13 protein-coding genes and 1 pseudogene are annotated in these 19,085 nt (G+C 73.6%); 10 read left to right on the top strand and 4 right to left on the bottom strand.

Going from position 1 to position 19,085, the window contains the following annotated elements; translation table 11 throughout:
- The 4 genes and pseudogenes from E1193_RS09540 to E1193_RS09525 form a co-directional block, all read left to right on the top strand.
- Nucleotides 1–747 (top strand): annotated as a pseudogene (locus tag E1193_RS09540) (hypothetical protein); the annotation flags it as partial.
- Entirely contained in the window at nucleotides 740–2,092 is a 1,353-nt protein-coding gene (locus E1193_RS09535; RefSeq protein ID WP_207922644.1) for a dipeptidase, read from the top strand. The pseudogene E1193_RS09540 and the gene E1193_RS09535, both read left to right, overlap by 8 nt.
- 147 nt (nucleotides 2,093–2,239) lie before the next feature.
- On the top strand, nucleotides 2,240–2,446 hold the full coding sequence (locus E1193_RS09530; protein ID WP_132182269.1) for a hypothetical protein: 207 nt from the start codon (nucleotides 2,240–2,242) through the stop codon (nucleotides 2,444–2,446).
- 70 nt (nucleotides 2,447–2,516) lie between these two features.
- On the top strand, nucleotides 2,517–4,100 hold the full coding sequence (locus tag E1193_RS09525) for an ATP-dependent DNA ligase (RefSeq protein WP_132182267.1): 1,584 nt from the start codon (nucleotides 2,517–2,519) through the stop codon (nucleotides 4,098–4,100).
- A gap of 12 nt (nucleotides 4,101–4,112) precedes the next feature.
- Here E1193_RS09525 and E1193_RS09520 read toward each other — a convergent pair whose 3' ends face one another.
- Entirely contained in the window at nucleotides 4,113–4,931 is an 819-nt protein-coding gene (locus E1193_RS09520) for an SURF1 family protein (protein WP_243707460.1), read from the bottom strand.
- 201 nt (nucleotides 4,932–5,132) lie between these two features.
- Here E1193_RS09520 and E1193_RS09515 point away from each other — a divergent pair, with 201 nt between their 5' ends.
- Both E1193_RS09515 and E1193_RS09510 read left to right on the top strand, forming a co-directional pair.
- A complete protein-coding gene (locus E1193_RS09515) occupies nucleotides 5,133–6,548 on the top strand; it encodes a cobyrinate a,c-diamide synthase (protein ID WP_132182264.1) in 1,416 nt (471 codons plus the stop codon).
- The gene (locus tag E1193_RS09510; protein WP_132182262.1) at nucleotides 6,545–7,114 is read left to right on the top strand and encodes a GNAT family protein; all 570 of its coding nucleotides are present in this window, start codon (nucleotides 6,545–6,547) and stop codon (nucleotides 7,112–7,114) included. Before E1193_RS09515 ends, E1193_RS09510 begins: the two co-directional genes overlap by 4 nt.
- A gap of 106 nt (nucleotides 7,115–7,220) precedes the next feature.
- On the opposite strand, the gene E1193_RS09505 is transcribed toward E1193_RS09510, so the two are convergent.
- Nucleotides 7,221–9,353, bottom strand: coding sequence for a transglycosylase domain-containing protein (locus E1193_RS09505; protein WP_132182260.1), 2,133 nt, complete (start codon nucleotides 9,351–9,353; stop codon nucleotides 7,221–7,223).
- A 124-nt stretch (nucleotides 9,354–9,477) separates the two neighbouring features.
- On the opposite strand from E1193_RS09505, the gene cobC reads away from it, so the two are divergent.
- From cobC to cobA, 3 genes are read left to right on the top strand one after another with little or no spacing between them, the layout of a single operon-like run.
- The gene (gene cobC, locus E1193_RS09500) at nucleotides 9,478–10,596 is read left to right on the top strand and encodes an Rv2231c family pyridoxal phosphate-dependent protein CobC (RefSeq protein ID WP_132182258.1); all 1,119 of its coding nucleotides are present in this window, start codon (nucleotides 9,478–9,480) and stop codon (nucleotides 10,594–10,596) included.
- The gene (gene cobT / locus E1193_RS09495) at nucleotides 10,593–11,666 is read left to right on the top strand and encodes a nicotinate-nucleotide--dimethylbenzimidazole phosphoribosyltransferase (RefSeq protein ID WP_132182256.1); all 1,074 of its coding nucleotides are present in this window, start codon (nucleotides 10,593–10,595) and stop codon (nucleotides 11,664–11,666) included. Before cobC ends, cobT begins: the two co-directional genes overlap by 4 nt.
- Nucleotides 11,663–12,883, top strand: coding sequence for a uroporphyrinogen-III C-methyltransferase (gene cobA, locus E1193_RS09490; RefSeq protein ID WP_132182254.1), 1,221 nt, complete (start codon nucleotides 11,663–11,665; stop codon nucleotides 12,881–12,883). Before cobT ends, cobA begins: the two co-directional genes overlap by 4 nt.
- A gap of 62 nt (nucleotides 12,884–12,945) precedes the next feature.
- On the opposite strand, the gene otsB is transcribed toward cobA, so the two are convergent.
- Nucleotides 12,946–15,549: a trehalose-phosphatase gene (gene otsB / locus E1193_RS09485; protein ID WP_132182252.1), complete on the bottom strand. Its 2,604-nt coding sequence runs from the start codon at nucleotides 15,547–15,549 to the stop codon at nucleotides 12,946–12,948.
- 114 nt (nucleotides 15,550–15,663) lie between these two features.
- Nucleotides 15,664–17,064 (bottom strand): trehalose-6-phosphate synthase, encoded by a 1,401-nt coding sequence (locus tag E1193_RS09480; protein WP_132182250.1) that lies wholly within the window; start codon nucleotides 17,062–17,064, stop codon nucleotides 15,664–15,666.
- A 343-nt stretch (nucleotides 17,065–17,407) separates the two neighbouring features.
- Between E1193_RS09480 and ettA the strand changes: the two genes are divergently transcribed.
- On the top strand, nucleotides 17,408–19,084 hold the full coding sequence (gene ettA / locus E1193_RS09475) for an energy-dependent translational throttle protein EttA (RefSeq protein WP_132182248.1): 1,677 nt from the start codon (nucleotides 17,408–17,410) through the stop codon (nucleotides 19,082–19,084).
- The last annotated feature ends 1 nt before the right edge of the window (nucleotide 19,085 follow it).

Here is a 19,085-nt window from a genome sequence, read left to right as displayed (position 1 = left end):
CCCCGACGGTCGAACCAGGCTCACGGGGGACACCCACTAGCGTCACATCCGTGACGGTGGCGGTGGTCGAGGCGTACGCGACGCTGGCCCGGCGGGTGCTGGCCCGGCCGGCGCGGCTGGGGCGTACCCGACTCGTGTCGGTCGACGGGCCCAGCGGCGCGGGCAAGAGCCACTTCACCGCGCGCCTCGCGGACGCCCTCACCGCGCTTGCCGGCGGCAGGCGGCCACCGGTGGTGCACACCGACGACCTGCTCGACGGCTGGTACGACCAGCTCACCTTCTGGCCCCGGTTGGAGGAGGGCGTGCTGGCTCCGCTGCGGGCCGCCCAGCCGGGGGCGTACCACCGCTACAACTGGTCGCGGCGGGCCTTCCTGCCCCGACCGGTGCCGGTGCCGGTCGCGCCGGTGCTGCTGCTGGAGGGGGTGAGCGCGGCGCGGGCGGTCATCCGCCCGGAGCTGAGCCTGGCGGTCTTCGTCACCGCGCCCGCCGACCTGCGCCTGACCCGGGCGGTGGCGCGCGACGGACCCGGCATCCTGCCCGAGTTGCGCCGCTGGCACGCCGGGGAGCGCGTTCACTTCGCCACGGACGCCACCGCCGTGCACGCGGAGCTGCTGGTCGACGGCGCCCCGCGGCTGCCGCACGACGCCGACCGCTACTACCTGCGCCTGGCCGGCAGGCGGACAGGGCGGGTACGCACCGGTAAGGGCGGCATACGATGCCGGTCATGACCACTCCGATCATGTCCGAGTCCGACGTCCGGGCCGCGGTCGCGCGTGCGCTGCCCGGGGTGCGGGCCGACCTGGAACGCCTCGTCCGTATCCCCGGCATCGCCTTCGAGGGTTTCGACCACTCGCACGTGGAGCGCTCCGCCGAGGCCGTCGCCGAGCTGCTGCGCGGCTGCGGCCTCGACACGAAGATCGTGCGTTCGGGCGGCCAGCCGGCGGTGATCGGGACGAAGCCGGCCCCGCCCGGTGCGCCCACCGTCTTGCTGTACGCCCACCACGACGTGCAGCCGGTCGGCGACCTCTCGCTGTGGGACTCCGACCCGTTCGAGCCGGTCGAGCGGGGCGGCCGCCTCTACGGCCGGGGCGCCGCCGACGACAAGGCCGGCATCCTGGCGCACGTCGCCGCGTTGCGCGCCTTCGGCGACCAGCTCCCGGTCGGTGTGGTCCTGTTCGTCGAGGGCGAGGAGGAGTACGGTTCCGACTCGCTGGAGTCGCTGCTCGCCGCGCACCGCGACGAGATCGCCTCCGACGTGATCGTCATCGCCGACTCCGTCAACTGGGACATCGGTGTGCCGGCGCTGACCACCTCGCTGCGCGGCATCGTCAACTGCTTCGTCGAGGTGCGTACCCTCGACCACGCCGTGCACAGCGGTATGTTCGGCGGCGCGGTGCCGGACGCGCTGACCGCGCTGGTCCGACTGCTGTCGACGCTGCACGACGACGCCGGGAGCGTGGCCGTCGAGGGCTTGGTCGGCCGGGAGGGCGCCAGCGTCGACTACCCCGAGGACCGGTTCCGTGCCGAGGCCGGGCTGGTGGCGGGAGCGTCGTTCTTCGGCACCGGGCGGATCACCGACCGGCTCTGGACCAAGCCGGCGCTGGCGATCCTCGGCATCGACGCCCCGGCCACCGCCGAGGCGCCGAACGCGCTGGTCCCGGCAGCCAAGGCCAAGCTCAGCGTACGGCTGGCGCCGGGCGACGACCCGAAGCGGGCGTACGAGGCGCTCCGCGCCCACCTGGAGCGGCACGCCCCGTGGGGTGCCCAGGTCACGGTGAGCTTCGAGCACGATGGCGCCCCGTGCGTCATTGACGCCACCGGCCCGATGTTCGACGCCGCCCGGTCGGCGTTCCGCATCGCCTGGGACGGCACCGACCCGGTCGACATCGGTCTCGGCGGCTCGATTCCGTTCATCGCCACCTTCCAGGAGATGTTCCCGGAGGCGGCGATCCTGGTCACCGGCGTGGAGGACCCGCACGCCCAGGCGCACGGCCCGAACGAGAGCCTGCACCTCGGCGAGTTCGCCCGGGTGTGCCTCGCCGAGGCGCTGCTGCTGGCGAAGGTCGCCGAAGCCGCCCGGCGCGCCGGCTGAGTCGACGGGCCCCGGTGCCGCCGGGGCGGTGGGAGCGTCTCCCGGGCGGGAGCGTGTGCCGCCGCGCCAGGTCGCGGAACCGTAACTTTGAGGCGGATGTCGGAGTTTGCGGTGTGTCGGGCGCGCGGCTGCTATAGCCTTTCGAACATGCGTACGAACGAGGTGATGTCGCGGCTCGAAGCCGCCGTCAGTGCTCTGGGGGACATCGACGTCTCCGCGTGGCCCGAGGACACGCTCAAGGACCAGCTCGGTGAGCTCTCCGCCGCGCTGGTCGCCCTCGACGCGGTGCTCTCCCGGGTCGCCGACGGGGTGCGCGCTCGTGGCCTGCGTGTCGAGGAGCCCGTGTCCGCCTGACTGCCCGGCAACCGGCCCCCGGGTACGGCAATACCCGGGTGGAGTCGGGGGTGGCTGGCAGGATGAGGCCGTGCGGTTTCTCGACCTGGCAGCCACCTCCGCAGCCGTCGCCGCAACCAGCGGCCGGCGAGCCAAGGTCGAGCTGCTCGCCGTCGCCCTCCGGTCACTGGACCCGGCCGAGGCGCCGGCCGGCGCCGGCTACCTCGCCGGAGAGCTGCGCCAGCGGCAGACCGGCGTGGGCTGGGCCAGCCTGCGGGACCTGCCGGCGCCGGCGACCGAGCCGACGCTGACCGTCGCGGTCGTCGACGCCACGGTGGAGCAGATCGCCGCCGTGCACGGGCCCGGCTCTCAGGTCCGCCGGCGGGAGCTGCTCCGCGCGCTCTTCGCCGCCGCCACGGCCGAGGAGCAGCGGCTGCTGGTCGGGCTGTTCCGGGGCGAACTGCGCCAGGGCGCGCAGGCGGGGCTGCTCGTGGATGCCGTCGCCCGGGCGGCGGAGGTGCCGGTCGTCGCCGTCCGCCGCGCCCTGCTACTCGCCGGTGACCTGCGCGCCGTCGCGGTGGCCGCGCTCACCGGGGGCACCGCCGCGCTGGCCGGGTTCGGGTTGCGGGTGGGTCGACCGCTGGCCCCGATGCTGGCGCAGAGCGCGCCGACCGTCGACGCGGCGCTGGAGGCCACCGGTGCCCCGGCGGTGGTCGACGTCAAACTGGACGGCATCCGCATCCAGGTGCACCGTTCGGGCGACGACATCGCGGTCTTCACCCGCAGCCTCGACGAGATCACCACCCGGGTACCGGAGGTGGTGGCCGCCGTGCGCGCGCTCCCGGCCCGGGAGCTTGTGCTCGACGGCGAGGCGATCGGGCTGGACGCGACCGGCCGCCCGCTGCCGTTCCAGCAGACCGCCAGCCGCGCCGCCCGTCGCGCCACGCCGAGCACCACCGGCGGCACGCCCGTGGCGCCGGCGGTGCTCGCCGCCGCCCGGACCACCGGCAACGCGGTGCTCACGCCGTACTTCTTCGACCTGCTGCACCTCGACGGGGCGGATCTCATCGACCGGCCGGGCCGGGAGCGGTGGGCGGCGCTGGCCAGCACGGTCGACGAGTCGCTGCTGGTGGGGCGGGTGGAGGTCACCGACGGCGAGCAGGCCGGCGCGGCCTTCGCGGCGGCGCTCGACGCCGGGCAGGAAGGTGTCGTGGTGAAGGCGCCGGACGCGCCGTACGACGCGGGGCGGCGCGGCGCGGCCTGGGTCAAGGTCAAGCCCCGGCACACCCTCGACCTGGTGGTTCTCGCGGTGGAGTGGGGCAGCGGCCGCCGGCAGGGCTGGCTGTCGAATCTCCACCTCGGCGCGCGCGACCCGCGCACCGCAGGCTTCGTGATGCTCGGCAAGACGTTCAAGGGCCTCACCGACGAGCTGCTGCGCTGGCAGACCGAGCGGTTCCTCACCCTCGCCGTCGAGCGCGGCGACCGGGTGGTGCGGGTCCGGCCCGAGCAGGTGGTCGAGATCGCCTTCGACGGGGTGCAGACCAGCTCCCGTTACCCGGGCGGGGTGGCGCTGCGGTTCGCCCGCGTGGTGCGCTACCGGGAGGACAAGACCGCCGCCGAGGCGGACACCATCGACATGGTCCGGGCCATCCACGCCGGAAGGGCCGGCGGCTGACGGGCCGACGGGTCAGGCCGGCGTGGCCGGTTCGGCGGCCCGGTCGACCGGGCCCTTCGGCCGATCCGGCCCGGCCACGTGCTGGGCCTCCCGGCGGGCCACCCAGGCGTAGCCGACCAGCGTCATCCCCGCGAAGATCCACCACTGGACGACGTAGCCGAGGTTCTGCCAGTTGTTGGCGTGCCCGATCGGCACCGCCTTGAAGGTCGGGTCGGGTGCCGGATTCTGCTCGTCTGACAGCAGGTACGCCCCGTGCACCGGGTAGGGCAGCTGCGCGGCGAGCTTGCCGACGGTGACCCGACGGGTCTCCAACCGGCCGTCGCGCCGCTCCACCCCACTGCCGCCGGTCTCCGTGGGATGCACCCGGCCGATCACGGTCACCTCGCCGGCGGGCACGGCGGGCACCCGCGGGGCGGTCATCGCCCCGCCCCCCGGCGCGGGCGGGATCCAGCCCTGGTCGACCAGCACGGCGCTGCCGTCGGCTAGGAGCAGCGGGACGATCACCTCGAAGCCGACGGTGCGGTCCACGGTCCGGCCGCGGACCAGGACCACGTTCGTCGGGTCGTACCGGCCGGTGACGGTGACCCGGCTCCACTGGTCCTCCTCGGCGGGGGCCGGACCGGCCGTGCCCGCGCCGCCGGTGGGGGCCGGCACCCGGTCGCGCAGCGGCGCGGCGGCCCCCCGGCTGCCGGCGTCGATGCGCTCGTTGACCGCGGTGCGCTCCCGGTAGCGGTCCAGCTGCCAGTCGCCGAGCAGCGCCATCACCGCGGCGGCGACCAGGGTCAGCGCGAGAATGCCCAGCCAGCGGGGGGTCAGCAGGAACCGGTACACAGCACGAGGCTACCCGTTCGGCCACCGCCACCGGTCGCGACGGCCCGGGTGGGTCTTGCCCGGAGGCCGCCACCAGCTGGTCCGGTGGCCAGGAGGCCGCCACCGGCTGGTCCGGGCGGGTATGGTCACGCGAGCGGATCGCCGGGTGGGTTCCTCCCGGTTGTCCGTGCGCCACTTCCTGTCGCCTGCGAGGAGTCGATGATGACCCCGGTGCCGCGCCTCGTGCTCAGCGCGCCGTCCTCCGGACACGGCACGAACGCCCTCGCCGTCGGCCTGCTCGCCGCGCTCGCCGAGCGCGGCGTCGAGGTCGCCGGCTTCAAGGTCGGGCCGGACCACGTCGACGCCGCCTACCTGGGGATGGCGGCCGGGCGGCCCGGACGGAACCTGGACCCCCGGCTGGTCGGGGCCGACCGCCTCGGGCCGCTATTCGCGCACGGCGCCGCCGGCGCCGGCCTGGCGGTGGTCCAGGGCACGATGGGCCTCTACGACTCGGTCTCCGGCCGCCCCGACGAGGAGTCGACGGCGGCGGTCGCCACCGTGCTGCGCAGCCCGGTCGTGCTGGTGGTGGACGTCGCCGCGATGGGCCAGTCGGTGGCCGCCCTCGTGCACGGATTCCGGTCGTACGACGAGCAGCTCTGGCTGGGTGGCGTGATCCTCACCCAGGTCGCCTCCCCACGGCACGAGACGATGCTCCGCGAGGCGCTCGACGACATCGACGTGCCGGTCTACGGCGCGCTGCGCCGCCACGAGCTGCCGTCGGTGCTGCCCGCCCGCCGGCACGGGGTGCTGCCGGTGGTCCGGCGCGACGCCGAGGCCTCCCGGGCGGTGCGTCGGCTCGGTGAGGCGGTCGCCGCCACCGTCGAGCTGGACCGGCTGCTCGCCCTGGGCCGGTCCGCGCCGCCCCTGTCGATCCCGCCGTGGTCGCCCGCGACGCAGGCGCTCGCCACCGGTACCGGTGCTCCGGCCGGGTCCGCCACCGGTGAGGCAGCGACCGGGCCCGCCCCGGTCGTCGCGCTGGCGGGTGGACCGGGTGGCGGCTACAGCTACGCGGAGACGGCCGAGTTGCTGCGTGCCGCCGGCGCCGAGGTGGTCACCGTCGACCCGCTGCGCGACGAGGCGCTGCCCGCCGGCACCCGGGCGTTGGTGGTCGGCGCCGGCCTGCCCGAGGCGTGCGCCCGGGACCTTGCCGCCAACCGCCGACTCTGCATCGCGGTCGCGGAGCTGGCCCGCACCGGCCGTCCGGTGGTGGCCGAGGGCACCGGTCTGCTCTGGCTGTCCCGGGAGCTGGACGGCCTGCCGATGTGCGGGGTGCTGGACGCCACCGGCGTGACCCGCGACGGCCTGGTGGTCGGCTACCGCGAGGCGACCGCCCGGACGGCCAGCGTGGTCGCCGAGGCGGGCGCGACCGTGCGGGGCTACAAGCAGCACGCGGCGGTGCTCACCCCCCGCGCCGGTGAGCACCCGGCGTGGTCCTGGGGCGGCGGCGCACCGGAGGGTTTCGTCTGGCGGGGCGTACACGCCTCGCAGCTCGGGCTGCACTGGGCGGCGGATCCGGCGGTGGCGGCCCGGCTGGTCACGGCGGCCCGGCAGGCCGAGGGCGTCGGAGCCCTGGCGTGATCGGGCAGGTCGCGGTGCGCCGCTTCCCGGAGCTGACGGTCTCCACCCCGCGCTCGGAGGTGCGCCAGCTCGTCGCGGCGGACGCGGAGGCGGTCGACGAGGTCTTCGCCGACCGGCAGACCCAACGGTGGCTGCCGTTGGCCGACTCGGCCGGGCGGATCGACGGGCTGGCCTGGTGCACCGACCTGGCCCGGCAGCGCCGGGACAGCGGCGACGGCGACCACTACGCGGTGCTGCGCCGGGAGGACGGCAGGGTGGTCGGCTGCCTGTGGACCCGGCGGACCGACTGGGGCGCCCGGCTCACCGAGGTGTCGTACGCCCTCGCGCCGCACGCCCGGGGCTTCGGCCTGGCCGCCGAGGCGGTCGACGCGCTGGCCATCGCGCTGATCCTGGAGCACGGCTTCCAACGGGTGGAGCTGCGGGTGGCGCCGGGCAACACGGCGTCGCGCCGGGTGGCCGAGAAGGCCGGGTTCAGCTATGAGGGCCTGCTGCGTAACGCGGGGTTCGTCCGCGGCGCCCGGGTCGATCTGGAGTCGTGGTCCCTGGTCGCCGCGGACCTGCACTGAGCGTCGCGGTCGGCACTCGGCCTGGCCGGTTCGGCGCGCCGGGGCGCGGCGGGCTCCGCGCCGGAAACCGCACCATTCCCGAGGCGGAGCCCGCAACCACCGCCGGTCACCCCACGATCTGGTCCGACGGCGGGGTGAACTGGCGGACCGGTGTGCGCTTCAGGGCCGACTTGAGCGTGTTGGCCACGGCGTGGATGGGGATCTGGGACTGCCCGTCACCCACCGCGTTGAACGGGTTGTCCGGGTCGGCGATGAAGCTGGCCGCCGCGAGTTCCGGGGTGTAGCCGACGAACCAGGCCGTCCGGGTGCTGTCCGTGGTGCCGGTCTTGCCGGCGACCGGGCGGCCCACCGTGCCCCGGACGCTGTCCGCGGTCGACCAGCCGCCGCAACTGCCTCTGGCCGGGGTGTCGCCGGTCGGGCAGCGGGCGGCGTCGGTGGCGGCCCGGGCCGCGTCGGCGCTCACCACCTGCCGGCACCGGGGCTTGGCCACCTCGCGTTCGATTCCGCTGGCGGTCCGGTAGGTGGCGGGCGTGCCGTCCCGCCTGGTGATCGAGTTCACCGGAATCGCCTCACAGTACCGCCCGTCGGCGGCGACCGCGGCGTACGCGTTGGCCATCTCCAGGGGGGTGGCGTCGGAGACGCCCAGGGTGAACGCGCCCCACTTCTTGGCCCTGGCCGGTGAGGCGTGCTCGCGGTCCACGTCGGTGCGCCAGCGCAGCCCGAGTTGTTCGGCCATGCGTACCGCCCGGTCCGCGCCGACCTGCTCCTCCAGCCAGACGAAGTACGTGTTCACCGACTTGCCGAAGCCGGACCACATGGTCTGCCGTCCGGTCATCGCGCCGCTGGCGTTGGAGGGCGACCAGCCGTCGTACACCTGGGAGTGGTAGCGGTGCGGCGAGTCGAACGCGGTGGACAGTGGCAGCCCGGCGTCCAGGGCGGCGAGCATCGGGAACATCTTGAACGTGGAGCCGGCCTGGTAGCCGGGGAGGCTGCCGCCGCCGAGCAGGGGCGCGACGGTGTTCGGGTAGTTGGCCTTGACGTTCGGGCCGGCCTCGGGATTGGAGCTGGGCCCGTTCTCGCTCAGGTCGAGAGAGTAGGTCCGGTTGACCGCCATCGCCTTGATCCGGCCGGTGCCCGGTTCGGCGACAACGATGCCGTTGGCGAACGGGCTGCCGACGTTCTCCTCGGCGCCGACGTTCTCCTCGGCCGCCGCCTGGACCTTCGGGTCGAGGGCCAGGACGATCCGGTAGCCGCCACGGCGCAGCTTGTCCATTCGTTCCAGCCGGTTCGCGCCGAAGGCGGGCTGGGCGCTCCACCAGTTCTTCACGTAGTCGCAGTAGAAGCCCCAGGTGGTGTACTTGGGGGCGATGGCGGCGCAGTCGTTGGCCGGAACGGTGACCCTGGTCCGGATGGGTTCGGCCCTGGCCGCCGCGGCGGCGTCGGGGGAGAGGTAGCCGAGCTGCGCCATCCGGTCGAGCACGTAGTTGCGCCGTTCGGTCGCCGCCTTCTTGTCGGAGGTGATCGGGTCGTACTCGGACGGGGACTTCACCAGCCCGGCGAGAGTGGCCGCCTCGACGGGGGTGAGGGTGGCCGGGGTCTTGGAGAAGAAGATCTGCGCGGCGGCGTAGATGCCGTACGCCCGGTGCCCGAAGTACGCCGAGTTGAGGTAGCGCTCAAGGATCTCGTCCTTGGTCAGTTCCTTCTCGATGTCCAGCGCCATGCGCATTTCCTTGATCTTGCGCAGGCTGGTCTGCTGGGTGGCCTCCTGGACCTCCTTGGGGGTGGTGGCGCTGTCCCGCAGCGCCATCCGGACGTACTGCATGGTGATGGTGGAGGCGCCCTGGGAGACGCCGTTGGAGCGGGCGTTGGCCACGAAGGCGCGGGCGACGCCCTTCGGGTCGACGCCGCGGTGCTGGTGGAAGCGGTTGTCCTCGGCGGCGATGATCGCCTGCTGGATGTTCGGCGACATGTCCGACAGCTTCGTGTACTGCCGGTACTCCTCGTAGAACATGGTCAGGACCGTCTTGCCGTCGGGGGCGTAGAGGTACGACGTCTCGGCCGGCATGGCGGTGCGCAGGATGTTGGTCTTGTGCTCCATGGCGTGCGCGGTGGCCTTGGCGCCCAGGCCGGTGGCGGCGGCCAGTGGATAGGCCAGCGCGGCGACGACGAGGCCGGTGATCAGACCGGCGCGCAGGAGCGGAAGGGAACGACCAGCGGCGGCGAGGGGTCGGTTGCTCACGGGGTCAAGTTATGACATTTCCGATTCGCGTATGAGAAGAACTCATGAACGCGGCTGGACGGGTGACGCGGCCCACGGTGGGATCGGCTGTGCAGTCGGGCGGCTTCCCGGCAGGATTCCGGACATGCGTGGGCAACTGATCGGCGCGGAGCCGACCACCCGGGACGGGCCGGCCGCCGACCCCGGCCCGGCCACGGTCGAACCCGACCTCGCACACCACGGCGACGTCGAGGCCACCCCCGGTCTGGTGGACCTGGCGGTCAACGTCCGGCGGGACGAGATGCCGGACTGGCTGGCCGACCCGCTCACGGCGGCCCTGGCCGACCTGGCCGCGTACCCCGATCCCCGGCCGGCGCGCGCGGCCGTCGCCGCCCGGCACGGCCGTCCCCCGGAGGAGGTCCTGCTCACCGCCGGCGCCGCCGAGGGCTTCGTGCTGGTCGCCCGCGCCCTGACCGGGGTACGCCGACCGGTGGTGGTGCACCCGCAGTTCACCGAGCCGGAGGCGGCGCTGCGGGCCGCCGGGCACACCGTCGAGCGGGTGTTGCTCGACCCGGCCGAGGACTTCCGCCTCGACCCGGCGCGGGTGCCCGCCGACGCCGACCTGGTGATGATCGGCAACCCGACCAACCCCACCTCGGTGCTGCACCCCGCCGCCGACCTGGCCGCGCTGGCCCGGCCCGGTCGGGTCCTGGTGGTCGACGAGGCGTTCGCCGACACGACCCTCGCCCCGGGCGTCGACGGCGAGCCGGAGTCCCTCGCCGCCCGGCGTGACCTGCCCGGCCTGGTCGTGGTCCGCAGCCTCACCAAGACCTGGGGACTGGCCGGCCTGCGGATCGGCTACCTGCTCGGCGAGGCCACGCTGCTGGCGCGCTTCGTGGCCGGGCAGCCGCTCTGGGCCGTCTCCACCCCGGCGCTCGCCGCCGCCACCGCGATCGCCGCGCCGACCGCCGTCGCGGCCGAGCGCGCCATCGCCGCCCGACTCGCCGCCGACCGCGACCACCTGGTCGCCCGCCTGGCGGCCCTGCCCGCGGTACGCGTCGCGGGCCGCCCGGCCAGCGCCTTCGTCCTGATCCACCTGCCCGGCGCGGACCGGGTACGCGAGACGCTGCGCGAGCGCGGCTGGGCGGTCCGGCGCGGCGACACCTTTCCCGGGCTGGGCCCCGACTGGCTGCGGGTGGCCGTCCGCGACCCGGCCACCTCGGACGCGTTCACCCAGGTACTGGGCGAGATCCTGGAGGCATGAAGTTGGAGACCACCATCGCGGCGATCCGGCCGCTCGACGAGCCGGCGATGGCCGCCGCCCGGGACCTCCAGGGGCGGCTGACCAAGCCGGCCGGGTCCCTCGGCGCCCTGGAAGACCTGTCCGTACGCCTCGCCGGGCTGGCCGGGGTCTGCCCGCCACCGCTGCCCGAGCCGGCCGCGGTCGCGATCTTCGCCGGCGACCACGGCGTGCACGCCCAGCGAGTGACCCCCTGGCCGCAGGAGGTCACCGCCCAGATGATCGGCAACTTCCTGGCCGGCGGGGCGGTGGTCAACGCCTTCGCCCGGCAGGCCGGCGCCTCGGTCACCGTGGTCGATGTCGGCGTCGCCACCGCCCTGCCGGTCGACCCCGCCGGGTCGCCGGCCGGGCCCCGGCTGGTGGCCGCGAACGTCCGTCGGGGAACCCGGGACATGACCGTCACCGCCGCCCTCACCCGTGACGAGGTCCGAGCGGCGGTGGAGACCGGCGTGCGGGTCGCCGACGAGATGGTCGACTCCGGTGCCGGCATTCTGCTCACCGGCGACATGGGCATCGCCAACACCACCCCGTCCGCCGCGCTGGTCGCCGCCTTCACCGGCGCCGACCCGGCGGGGGTCACCGGGCGCGGCACCGGGGTCGACGACGAGACGTACCAGCGCAAGGTCGACGTGGTGCGGGCCGCGCTGCGCCGGCACCGTCCCGACCCGGGCGACCCACTGGGCGTACTGGCGGCCGTCGGCGGCCTGGAGCACGCCGCGCTGGTCGGCCTGATCCTGGGCGGCGCCGCGCGCCGCGTCCCGGTGCTGCTGGACGGGGTGATCGCGGCCAGCGCCGCGCTCGCCGCGGCGGCCCTGGCCCCGCACGCGGTCGGCGCGATGGTGGCCGGGCACCGGTCGGCGGAGCCGGGCGCGAGCGTCGCGTTGCGCCACCTCGGGCTGGACCCGCTGATCGACCTGGGTCTGCGGCTGGGTGAGGGCACCGGGGCGCTGTTGGCGCTGCCGGTGGTCACCGGCGCGGTGCGGGTGCTGCACGAGGTCGCCACCTTCGACGCGGCGGGGGTCTCGGAGAAGTGAGCGCCAGTCCCTATCCCCTGGGGTTACGCCTCACCGGCCGGCGGGTGGTCGTGGTGGGCGGGGGAGCCGTCGCCACCCGGCGGGTGCCGGCGTTGCTCGACGCGGGCGCCGACGTGTTCCTCGTCGCGCCGGAGTTGACCCCGGCCCTGCAGGCGCACGTCGACGCCGGCCGGCTGCACTGGGCTCCCCGCCGCTTCGCCCCGGACGACCTCGACGGGGCCTGGCTGGTCCAGGTCGCCGTCGACGACCGGCTCGCCGCCGCGGCGGCCAGCGCCGCCGCCGCCGAGCGGCGGGTCTTCTGCGTACGCGCCGACGACCGCGCCGCGGCCACCGCCTGGACCCCGGCGGTGACCCGGCACGGCCCGGTCACCGTGGCCGTGTTCGGCGGCGGGGACCCGCGCCGGGCGATGACCGTCCGCGACGCGGTACGCGACCTGCTGACCGTCCGCACCGGCCTGGCCACGCCGGCGCCCACCGGGGCCGAACCCGGGCGGGTGGCGCTGGTCGGGGCCGGCCCCGGTGACCCCGAGCTGATCACCGTCAAGGGTTGGCGGCTACTCACCGAGGCGGACGTGGTGGTGGCCGACCGGCTGGTGCCCGGGCTGCTGCTGGACGAGTTGCGCCCCGACGTCGAACTGGTCGACGCCTCGAAGATCCCGTACGGGCCGTCCCGTGCCCAGGAGGAGATCAACCGGATCCTGGTGGACCGGGCCCTGGCCGGGAAGGTCGTGGTCCGGCTCAAGGGCGGCGACCCGTACGTCTTCGGCCGCGGCGGCGAGGAGTTGCTGGCCTGCGCCGCCGCCGGCGTACCGGTGACCGTGGTCCCCGGGGTGACCAGCGCGATCGCCGTGCCGGCGGCGGCCGGTGTCCCGGTCACTCACCGGGCGGTGGCCCACGAGTTCACCGTCGTCTCCGGGCACGTCGCCCCGGACTCGCCGGATTCGCTGGTGCGTTGGGAGGCCCTGGCCGGTCTTCGCGGCACCCTGGTGGTGCTGATGGGGTTGAAGAACCTGGCGGCGATCACCGCCACCCTCACCGGCCACGGCAAGGACCCGGCCACTCCCGTCGCGGTGGTCCAGGAGGGCACCACCGGCGCCCAGCGCAGCCTGCGGTCGACCCTCGGCGCGGTGGCGGCGGACGTCAGCGAGGCGGGCCTGCGCCCGCCGGCCATCGTGGTCATCGGGGCCGTGGTGGGGGCGCTGGACGCTCCGGCCTGAGTAGGTTCCGGACGTGCGACGGCGGCCGGGGACCTGGTCCCCGGCCGCCGCGGCGGGTCAGGTCACTGCTTGAGCATGTTGTCGAGCAGCAGCGCGCAACGGATCAGGCCGAGGTGGCTGTACGCCTGCGGATGGTTGCCCAGGCCGCGCTCGGCGAGCGGGTCGTACTGCTCGGGCAGCAGGCCCGTGGGGCCGGCGGTGTCGACCATCTGCGTGAACAACTCCTCCGCGTCGGTGCGGCGACCGGTGCGCAGGTACGCCTCGACCAGCCACGCCGTGCAGATGTGGAAGCCGCCCTCCCGGCCGGGCAGGCCGTCGTCCCAGTGGTACCGGTAGACGACCGGGCCGCTGCGCAGGTCCGCCTCGATCCGCAGCACGGTGGAGAGGAAGCGTGGGTCGTCACCGGGGAGCAGCCCGGACAGGCCGATCCAGAGCGAGGAGGCGTCCATGTCCTCGTCGCCGTACGCGACGCTGTACGCCTCGACCTCCTCGTGCCAGCCGTTCTCCAGCACGTTGGCGCCGATCCGGTCCCGCAGCTCCACCCACTCGGGCCGGTCCTCGCCGCCGTGCTGGCGCACCACGTGCAGCGCCCGGTCCACGGTCATCCACAGCATCACCTTGGAGAAGACGTGGTGCCGGGGCGGGAGGCGGGCCTCCCAGATGCCGTGGTCGGGCTCGTGCCAGCGGCGGCGGACCGCCTCGACCATGTTCTCCAGCACCCGCCACTCGTCCTCGCGGACCGAGCCGCGGGCGTCGGCCACGGCGGCGATCAGGTCGGCGACCGGGCCGAACACGTCGAGCTGGAGCTGGTGGTTGGCCAGGTTGCCGACCCGGACCGGCCGGGAGCCGGCGTACCCGGGCAGGGTGTCGATGACCGCCTCGGCGCCCAGCTCGAAGCCGTCGACGGTGTAGAGCGGGTGCAGCCGCTCCGGGTGCCCGCCGGTGCGTTCGACGACACCGTCGATCCACCGCAGCAGCCCCTCGGCCTCCTCGGTGGAGCCGAGGTCGACCAGCGCGCGGGCGGTCATCGCCGCGTCGCGCAGCCAGCAGTACCGGTAGTCCCAGTTCCGGACGCCGCCCAACTCCTCCGGCAGTGAGGTGGTGGCGGCGGCGAGGATCGAACCGGTGGGCTGGTGGCAGAGCCCGCGCAGGGTGAGCGCGCTGCGGGCGACCAGTTCGCGTTCGGTGTGCGGCAGCCGCAGCGAGGCCACCCAATCCTTCCACGGCCGCTCGGCGGCGGCCTGCCGCTCGTGGATCGGCACCAGGTGGTGCTCCAGGCTGTGCGTGCCGAAGCGGAGCTCCAGCACGACCTGCCCACCGGCGGCCCGCAGGTCGACCACGGCACGGGCGCTCTCGTAGCCGCCGTCGTTGCCGACCTCCCACTCCACGCCGGGGGCGTACAACGACACCGGCTCGTTGGAGCCGAGCACCAGCAGGCCGTCGTCCATCGGCTGGAGCTGGACCTGGACCTGCCCGAACTCGGGGCGCGGAGCGAACTCGATCCGGGCCCGTCCGGTGCCGGTGAGCACCCGGACCAGGGTGGAGTCGCCGCTGACCACGGCGGCGCCGTCCGGGGTGGTCTCGGCGGCCGGCAGGTCCAGCCAGTCGGTGACGGTGAGGCCGGACCAGCGGGTCTCCACGGTCATGGTGCCGTTGCGGTAGCGCTGCCCGAGCGGGATGCCGCCCTTCTCCGGCCCGACCGTGAAGTGGCCGGCCGGAGCACCGCCGACCAGGTCGGCGAAGATCGCCGCCGAGTCGGGCTTGGGGTGGCAGAGCCAGGTGACCTTGGCCTCGGGGGTGAGCAGGGCGACGGTGCGGCCGTTGGCCAGCATCGAGTGCCGTTCGATCGGCACGGCCCGCTCGCCGAAGAGCCAGTGCCGGCGGGTCTCCAGGAGCAGGCCGAGCGCCCGGGCGGCGTCGAGCGGCTCGGCGACCCGGAAGTGCGCCTGGGTGTCGCCGGGGCCGATCTTGATGCCGATGTCGGGGCCGTGCAGGTTGCCGAAGGCGTTCTCATCGGTGACGTCGTCGCCGATGAACAGCACCGCGCTGGCCGACAGTTGGGTACGGAGTTGGTCGACCGCGGTGCCCTTGTGGGTGGCGACCACCGACAGTTCGACGACCTCCTTGCCCTGGGTGACGGTGACGTCCGGCCATTTGGCGGGGCCGTTGCGGACCGCCTCGACGGCAGCCGCGGCGACCTGCGGGTCCACCCCGCGGGTGTGCACGGCGACGCTGGCCGGTTTGCGCTCCAGTCGTACGCCGGGGTGGGCGATGGCGATCTCGCGCAGCGCGTCGCGCAGCCGGGTGCGGACGGCGACCAGCTCGGGGGAGAGCCGCTCGACGAAGCCGATGTCGAACTCGGAGCCGTGGCTGCCGACCAGGTGCACCTCGCTGGGCAGCCGGGACAGCGCGGCCAGGTCCCGCAGCGCGCGACCGGAGACCACCGCGACGGTGGTCTGCGGCAGCGCGGCCAGAGCGCGGACCGCGGCCACCGACTCCGGCAGCGGCACGGCCTTGCTCGGGTCTGCGACGATCGGCGCGAGCGTGCCGTCGTAGTCGCAGGCGACCAGGAGCTGCGGCACCCGGGCGATCCGCCCGATGGCCGCCCGCAGCTCGGGATCCATCGTCCCCGCGGGCGGGGTCACGATATCGGTTGGGGCGTTCACAGGGTCACCTCGGTTCGCGACTGCGGGGCTCGCAGGATCGGCTCGCTCCTCACGCTCACAGGGTCACCTCGGTTCGCGACTGCGGGGCTCGCAGGATCGGCTCGCTCCTCACGCTCACTCGGCCTCCACCCCGGACGTGCCGAGTTCGGTCAGGAACGATTTCGCCCAGTGCCCCACGTCGTGGGCGCGCAGGTGACGTTGCATGATCCGCATGCGTCGGCGGGCCTCCGTCTTCTCCACGTGTACGGCCCGCAGGAGAGCGTCCTTGACGGCGTCGGGGTCGTGGGGGTTGCACAGGAACGCCTGGCGCAGCTCGGTGGCGGCGCCGGCGAACTCACTGAGCACGAGCGCGCCGCCCTGGTCGGCGCGCGATGCCACGTACTCCTTGGCCACCAGATTCATTCCGTCTCGCAGCGGGGTCACCATCATCACGTCGGCCGCGACGTACAGCGCGGCCAGTTCGGAGCGACTGTACGACTGATGCAGATAATGCACCGCAGGCACGCCGACTCGACCGAATTCGCCGTTAATCCGACCAACCTCGCGCTCCACCTTGACGCGAAGTGCCTGGTAGTGCTCCACACGTTCTCGGCTGGGCGTGGCAACCTGCACCATAACCGCGTCGGGGACTGTCAACTTTCCGTCAGCGAGAAGTTCGCGGAAGGCCTTGAGTCGAAGCTCGATGCCCTTGGTGTAGTCCAGCCGGTCGACGCCCAGGATGATCGTCTTCGGGTTGCCGAGCTCCTCGCGGATCTGCTTGGCCCGGGCCTGGATCGCCGGGTCCTCGGCCAGCCGCTCCATCTCCCTCGTGTCGATCGAGATGGGGAAGGCGCCCGCCTTCACCTGGCGGCCGTCCACCTGAATCATCTGGCCCTCGTAACGCAGGCCGAGCAGGTGCCGGGCCAGCCGGACGAAGTTCTGCGCGGCCAGCCGCTGCTGGAATCCGACCAGGTCGGCACCGAGCAGACCACGCAGGATCTCGGTGCGGAAGGGCATCTGCATGAACAGCTCGATCGGCGGGAACGGGATGTGCAGGAAGAAACCGATCTTCAGGTCGGGCCGCAGCTCGCGCAGCATCGCCGGGACCAGCTGGAGTTGGTAGTCCTGCACCCAGACCGTCGCGCCCTCGGCCGCCACGTCCGCCGCGGCCTCCGCGAAGCGGGCGTTGACCAGCCGGTACGCCTCGCGCCAGCGGCGCTTGTAGGCCGGCGTCTCGACCGCGTCGTGGTAGAGCGGCCAGATGGTGGCATTGGACTGGCCCTCGTAGTAACGCTCCAGTTCCTCGGCGCTCAGCGGCACCGGGTGCAGCCGGATGCCCTCCAGGTCGAACGGCTCTGGTGCGGCGCCGGTGCCACCGGCCCAGCCGACCCAGGTGCCCTGGTGCTCGGCGAGGACGGGATGCAGGGCGGTGACCAACCCACCAGGGCTGCGTCGCCACTGCCGCCCTTCGGGTGTGCTCACCTCGTCGACCGGCAGTCGGTTCGCCACTACGACAAAGGAGCTACGGACGGTCACGATCGGCCACCTCCGGGTGCTGACGGGTCCACCGCGATGAGCGTACTGAGCGTAGCTGCGGCGTCTGGGCCCCCGTGCCGCAGTCACCTACCCGTCCCAGAACCACCGAACCCCCAACGTGATCTTGTTGACACTCCTGCCCGGGGTGCCGCACGCCGCCGCCAGGGCAGCGGCACGGCGCGCGCGTACCTACCCAGGCGGGGTGATGTGGGCGCGACCGCGCGTACCTGTCAGGATTGACGACGGCGTGTGCGCGGCCGGCCCGGCCGGCGGCGGGCGGAAGTGGCCGCCCGTGCCCGCGCCCGCAAGCTCGCGACCGCAACCGACGGAGGTAGCCCGCACCGTGGCCCAGTACATCTACGTCCTGGAAAAGGCGCGCAAGGCGCACGGCGACAAGGTCGTGCTCGACAACGTGACGCTGAGCTTCCTGCCGGGGGCCAAGATCGGTGTGGTCGGTCCGAACGGCGCCGGTAAGTCCAGCCTCCTCAAGATCATGGCAGGACTGGACCGGCCCAGCAACGGCGAGGCCCGGCTCATGCCCGGCTACACCGTCGGCCTGCTCGCCCAGGAGCCGCCGCTCAACGACGCCAAGACCGTGCTCGGCAACGTCGAGGAGGCGGTCGCCGAGACCAAGGCCAAGCTGGAGCGGTTCAACAAGATCGCCGAGCAGATGGCCACCGACTACTCCGACCAGCTGATGGAGGAGATGGGCAAGCTCCAGGAGGAGCTGGACCACGCCGACGCGTGGGACATCGACTCCAAGCTCGAACTGGCGATGGACGCGCTGCGCTGCCCGCCGCCGGACGCCGACGTCACCCAGCTCTCCGGTGGTGAGCGCCGCCGGGTGGCGCTCTGCAAGCTGCTGCTGGAGGCGCCCGACCTGCTGCTGCTCGACGAGCCCACCAACCACCTGGACGCGGAGAGCGTCTCCTGGCTGGAGCAGCACCTGGCCAAGTACGCCGGCACCGTCATGGCGATCACCCACGACCGGTACTTCCTCGACAACGTGGCCGGCTGGATCCTCGAGCTCGACCGTGGCCGGGCCGTCGGCTACGAGGGCAACTACTCCACCTACCTGGAGAAGAAGGCCGCCCGGCTGGCCGTCGAGGGCCGTCGCGACGCCAAGATGAAGAAGCGCCTCACCGAGGAGTTGGAGTGGGTCCGCTCCAACGCCAAGGCGCGCCAGACCAAGTCCAAGGCCCGCCTCGACCGCTACGAGGAGATGGCCACGGAGGCGGAGAAGACCCGGAAGCTGGACTTCGAGGAGATCCAGATCCCGCCGGGCCCGCGTCTGGGTAGCACGGTGATCGAGGCGCACGACCTGACCAAGGGCTTCGGCGACCGGGTGTTGATCGACAACCTGTCGTTCTCGCTGCCGCGCAACGGCATCGTCGGCATCATCGGTCCGAACGGTGTCGGCAAGACCACGCTGTTCAAGACCATCGTCGGGCTGGAGCAGCCGACCGGTGGCGAGGTCAAGGTCGGTCCCACCGTCTCGCTGTCGTACGTCGACCAGAACCGGCAGGGCCTGGCCGGCGACAAGACGGTCTGGGAGGTCGTCTCCGACGGGCTGGACCACCTCATGGTCGGCAAGGTCGAGATGCCGTCGCGGGCGTACATCGCCGCGTTCGGCTTCAAGGGGCCGGACCAGCAGAAGCCGACCAAGGTGCTCTCCGGTGGCGAGCGTAACCGGCTCAACCTGGCGCTGACCCTGAAGATCGGCGGCAACGTCATCCTGCTCGACGAGCCGACGAACGACCTGGACGTGGAGACCCTCTCCAGCCTGGAGAACGCGCTGCTGGAGTTCCCCGGCTGCGCCGTGGTCATCTCCCACGACCGGATGTTCCTGGACCGGGTCGCCACGCACATCCTGGCCTGGGAGGGCGACGAGGAGAACCCGGCCAGGTGGTTCTGGTTCGAGGGCAACTTCGAGGCGTACGAGAAGAACAAGGTCGACCGGCTCGGCGCGGAGGCGGCCCGTCCGCACCGGGTGACCTACCGCAAGCTCACCCGCGACTGAG

The sequence above is a fragment of the Micromonospora sp. KC606 genome (genome assembly GCF_004348675.1).
Taxonomy (GTDB): Bacteria; Actinomycetota; Actinomycetes; order Mycobacteriales; family Micromonosporaceae; genus Micromonospora.
This window is presented reverse-complemented; position numbering and strand designations above follow the sequence as displayed.

What these genes read in the sequence shown, in the direction of transcription:
- E1193_RS09535 (WP_207922644.1), top strand. Translation starts at nt 740, where the DNA reads ATGTCCGAGTCCGACGTCCGGGCCGCGGTCGCGCGTGCGCTGCCCGGG.
- cobC (WP_132182258.1), top strand. Translation starts at nt 9,478, where the DNA reads ATGCGTGGGCAACTGATCGGCGCGGAGCCGACCACCCGGGACGGGCCG.
- E1193_RS09515 (WP_132182264.1), top strand. Translation starts at nt 5,133, where the DNA reads ATGACCCCGGTGCCGCGCCTCGTGCTCAGCGCGCCGTCCTCCGGACAC.
- E1193_RS09530 (WP_132182269.1), top strand. Translation starts at nt 2,240, where the DNA reads ATGCGTACGAACGAGGTGATGTCGCGGCTCGAAGCCGCCGTCAGTGCT.
- cobT (WP_132182256.1), top strand. Translation starts at nt 10,593, where the DNA reads ATGAAGTTGGAGACCACCATCGCGGCGATCCGGCCGCTCGACGAGCCG.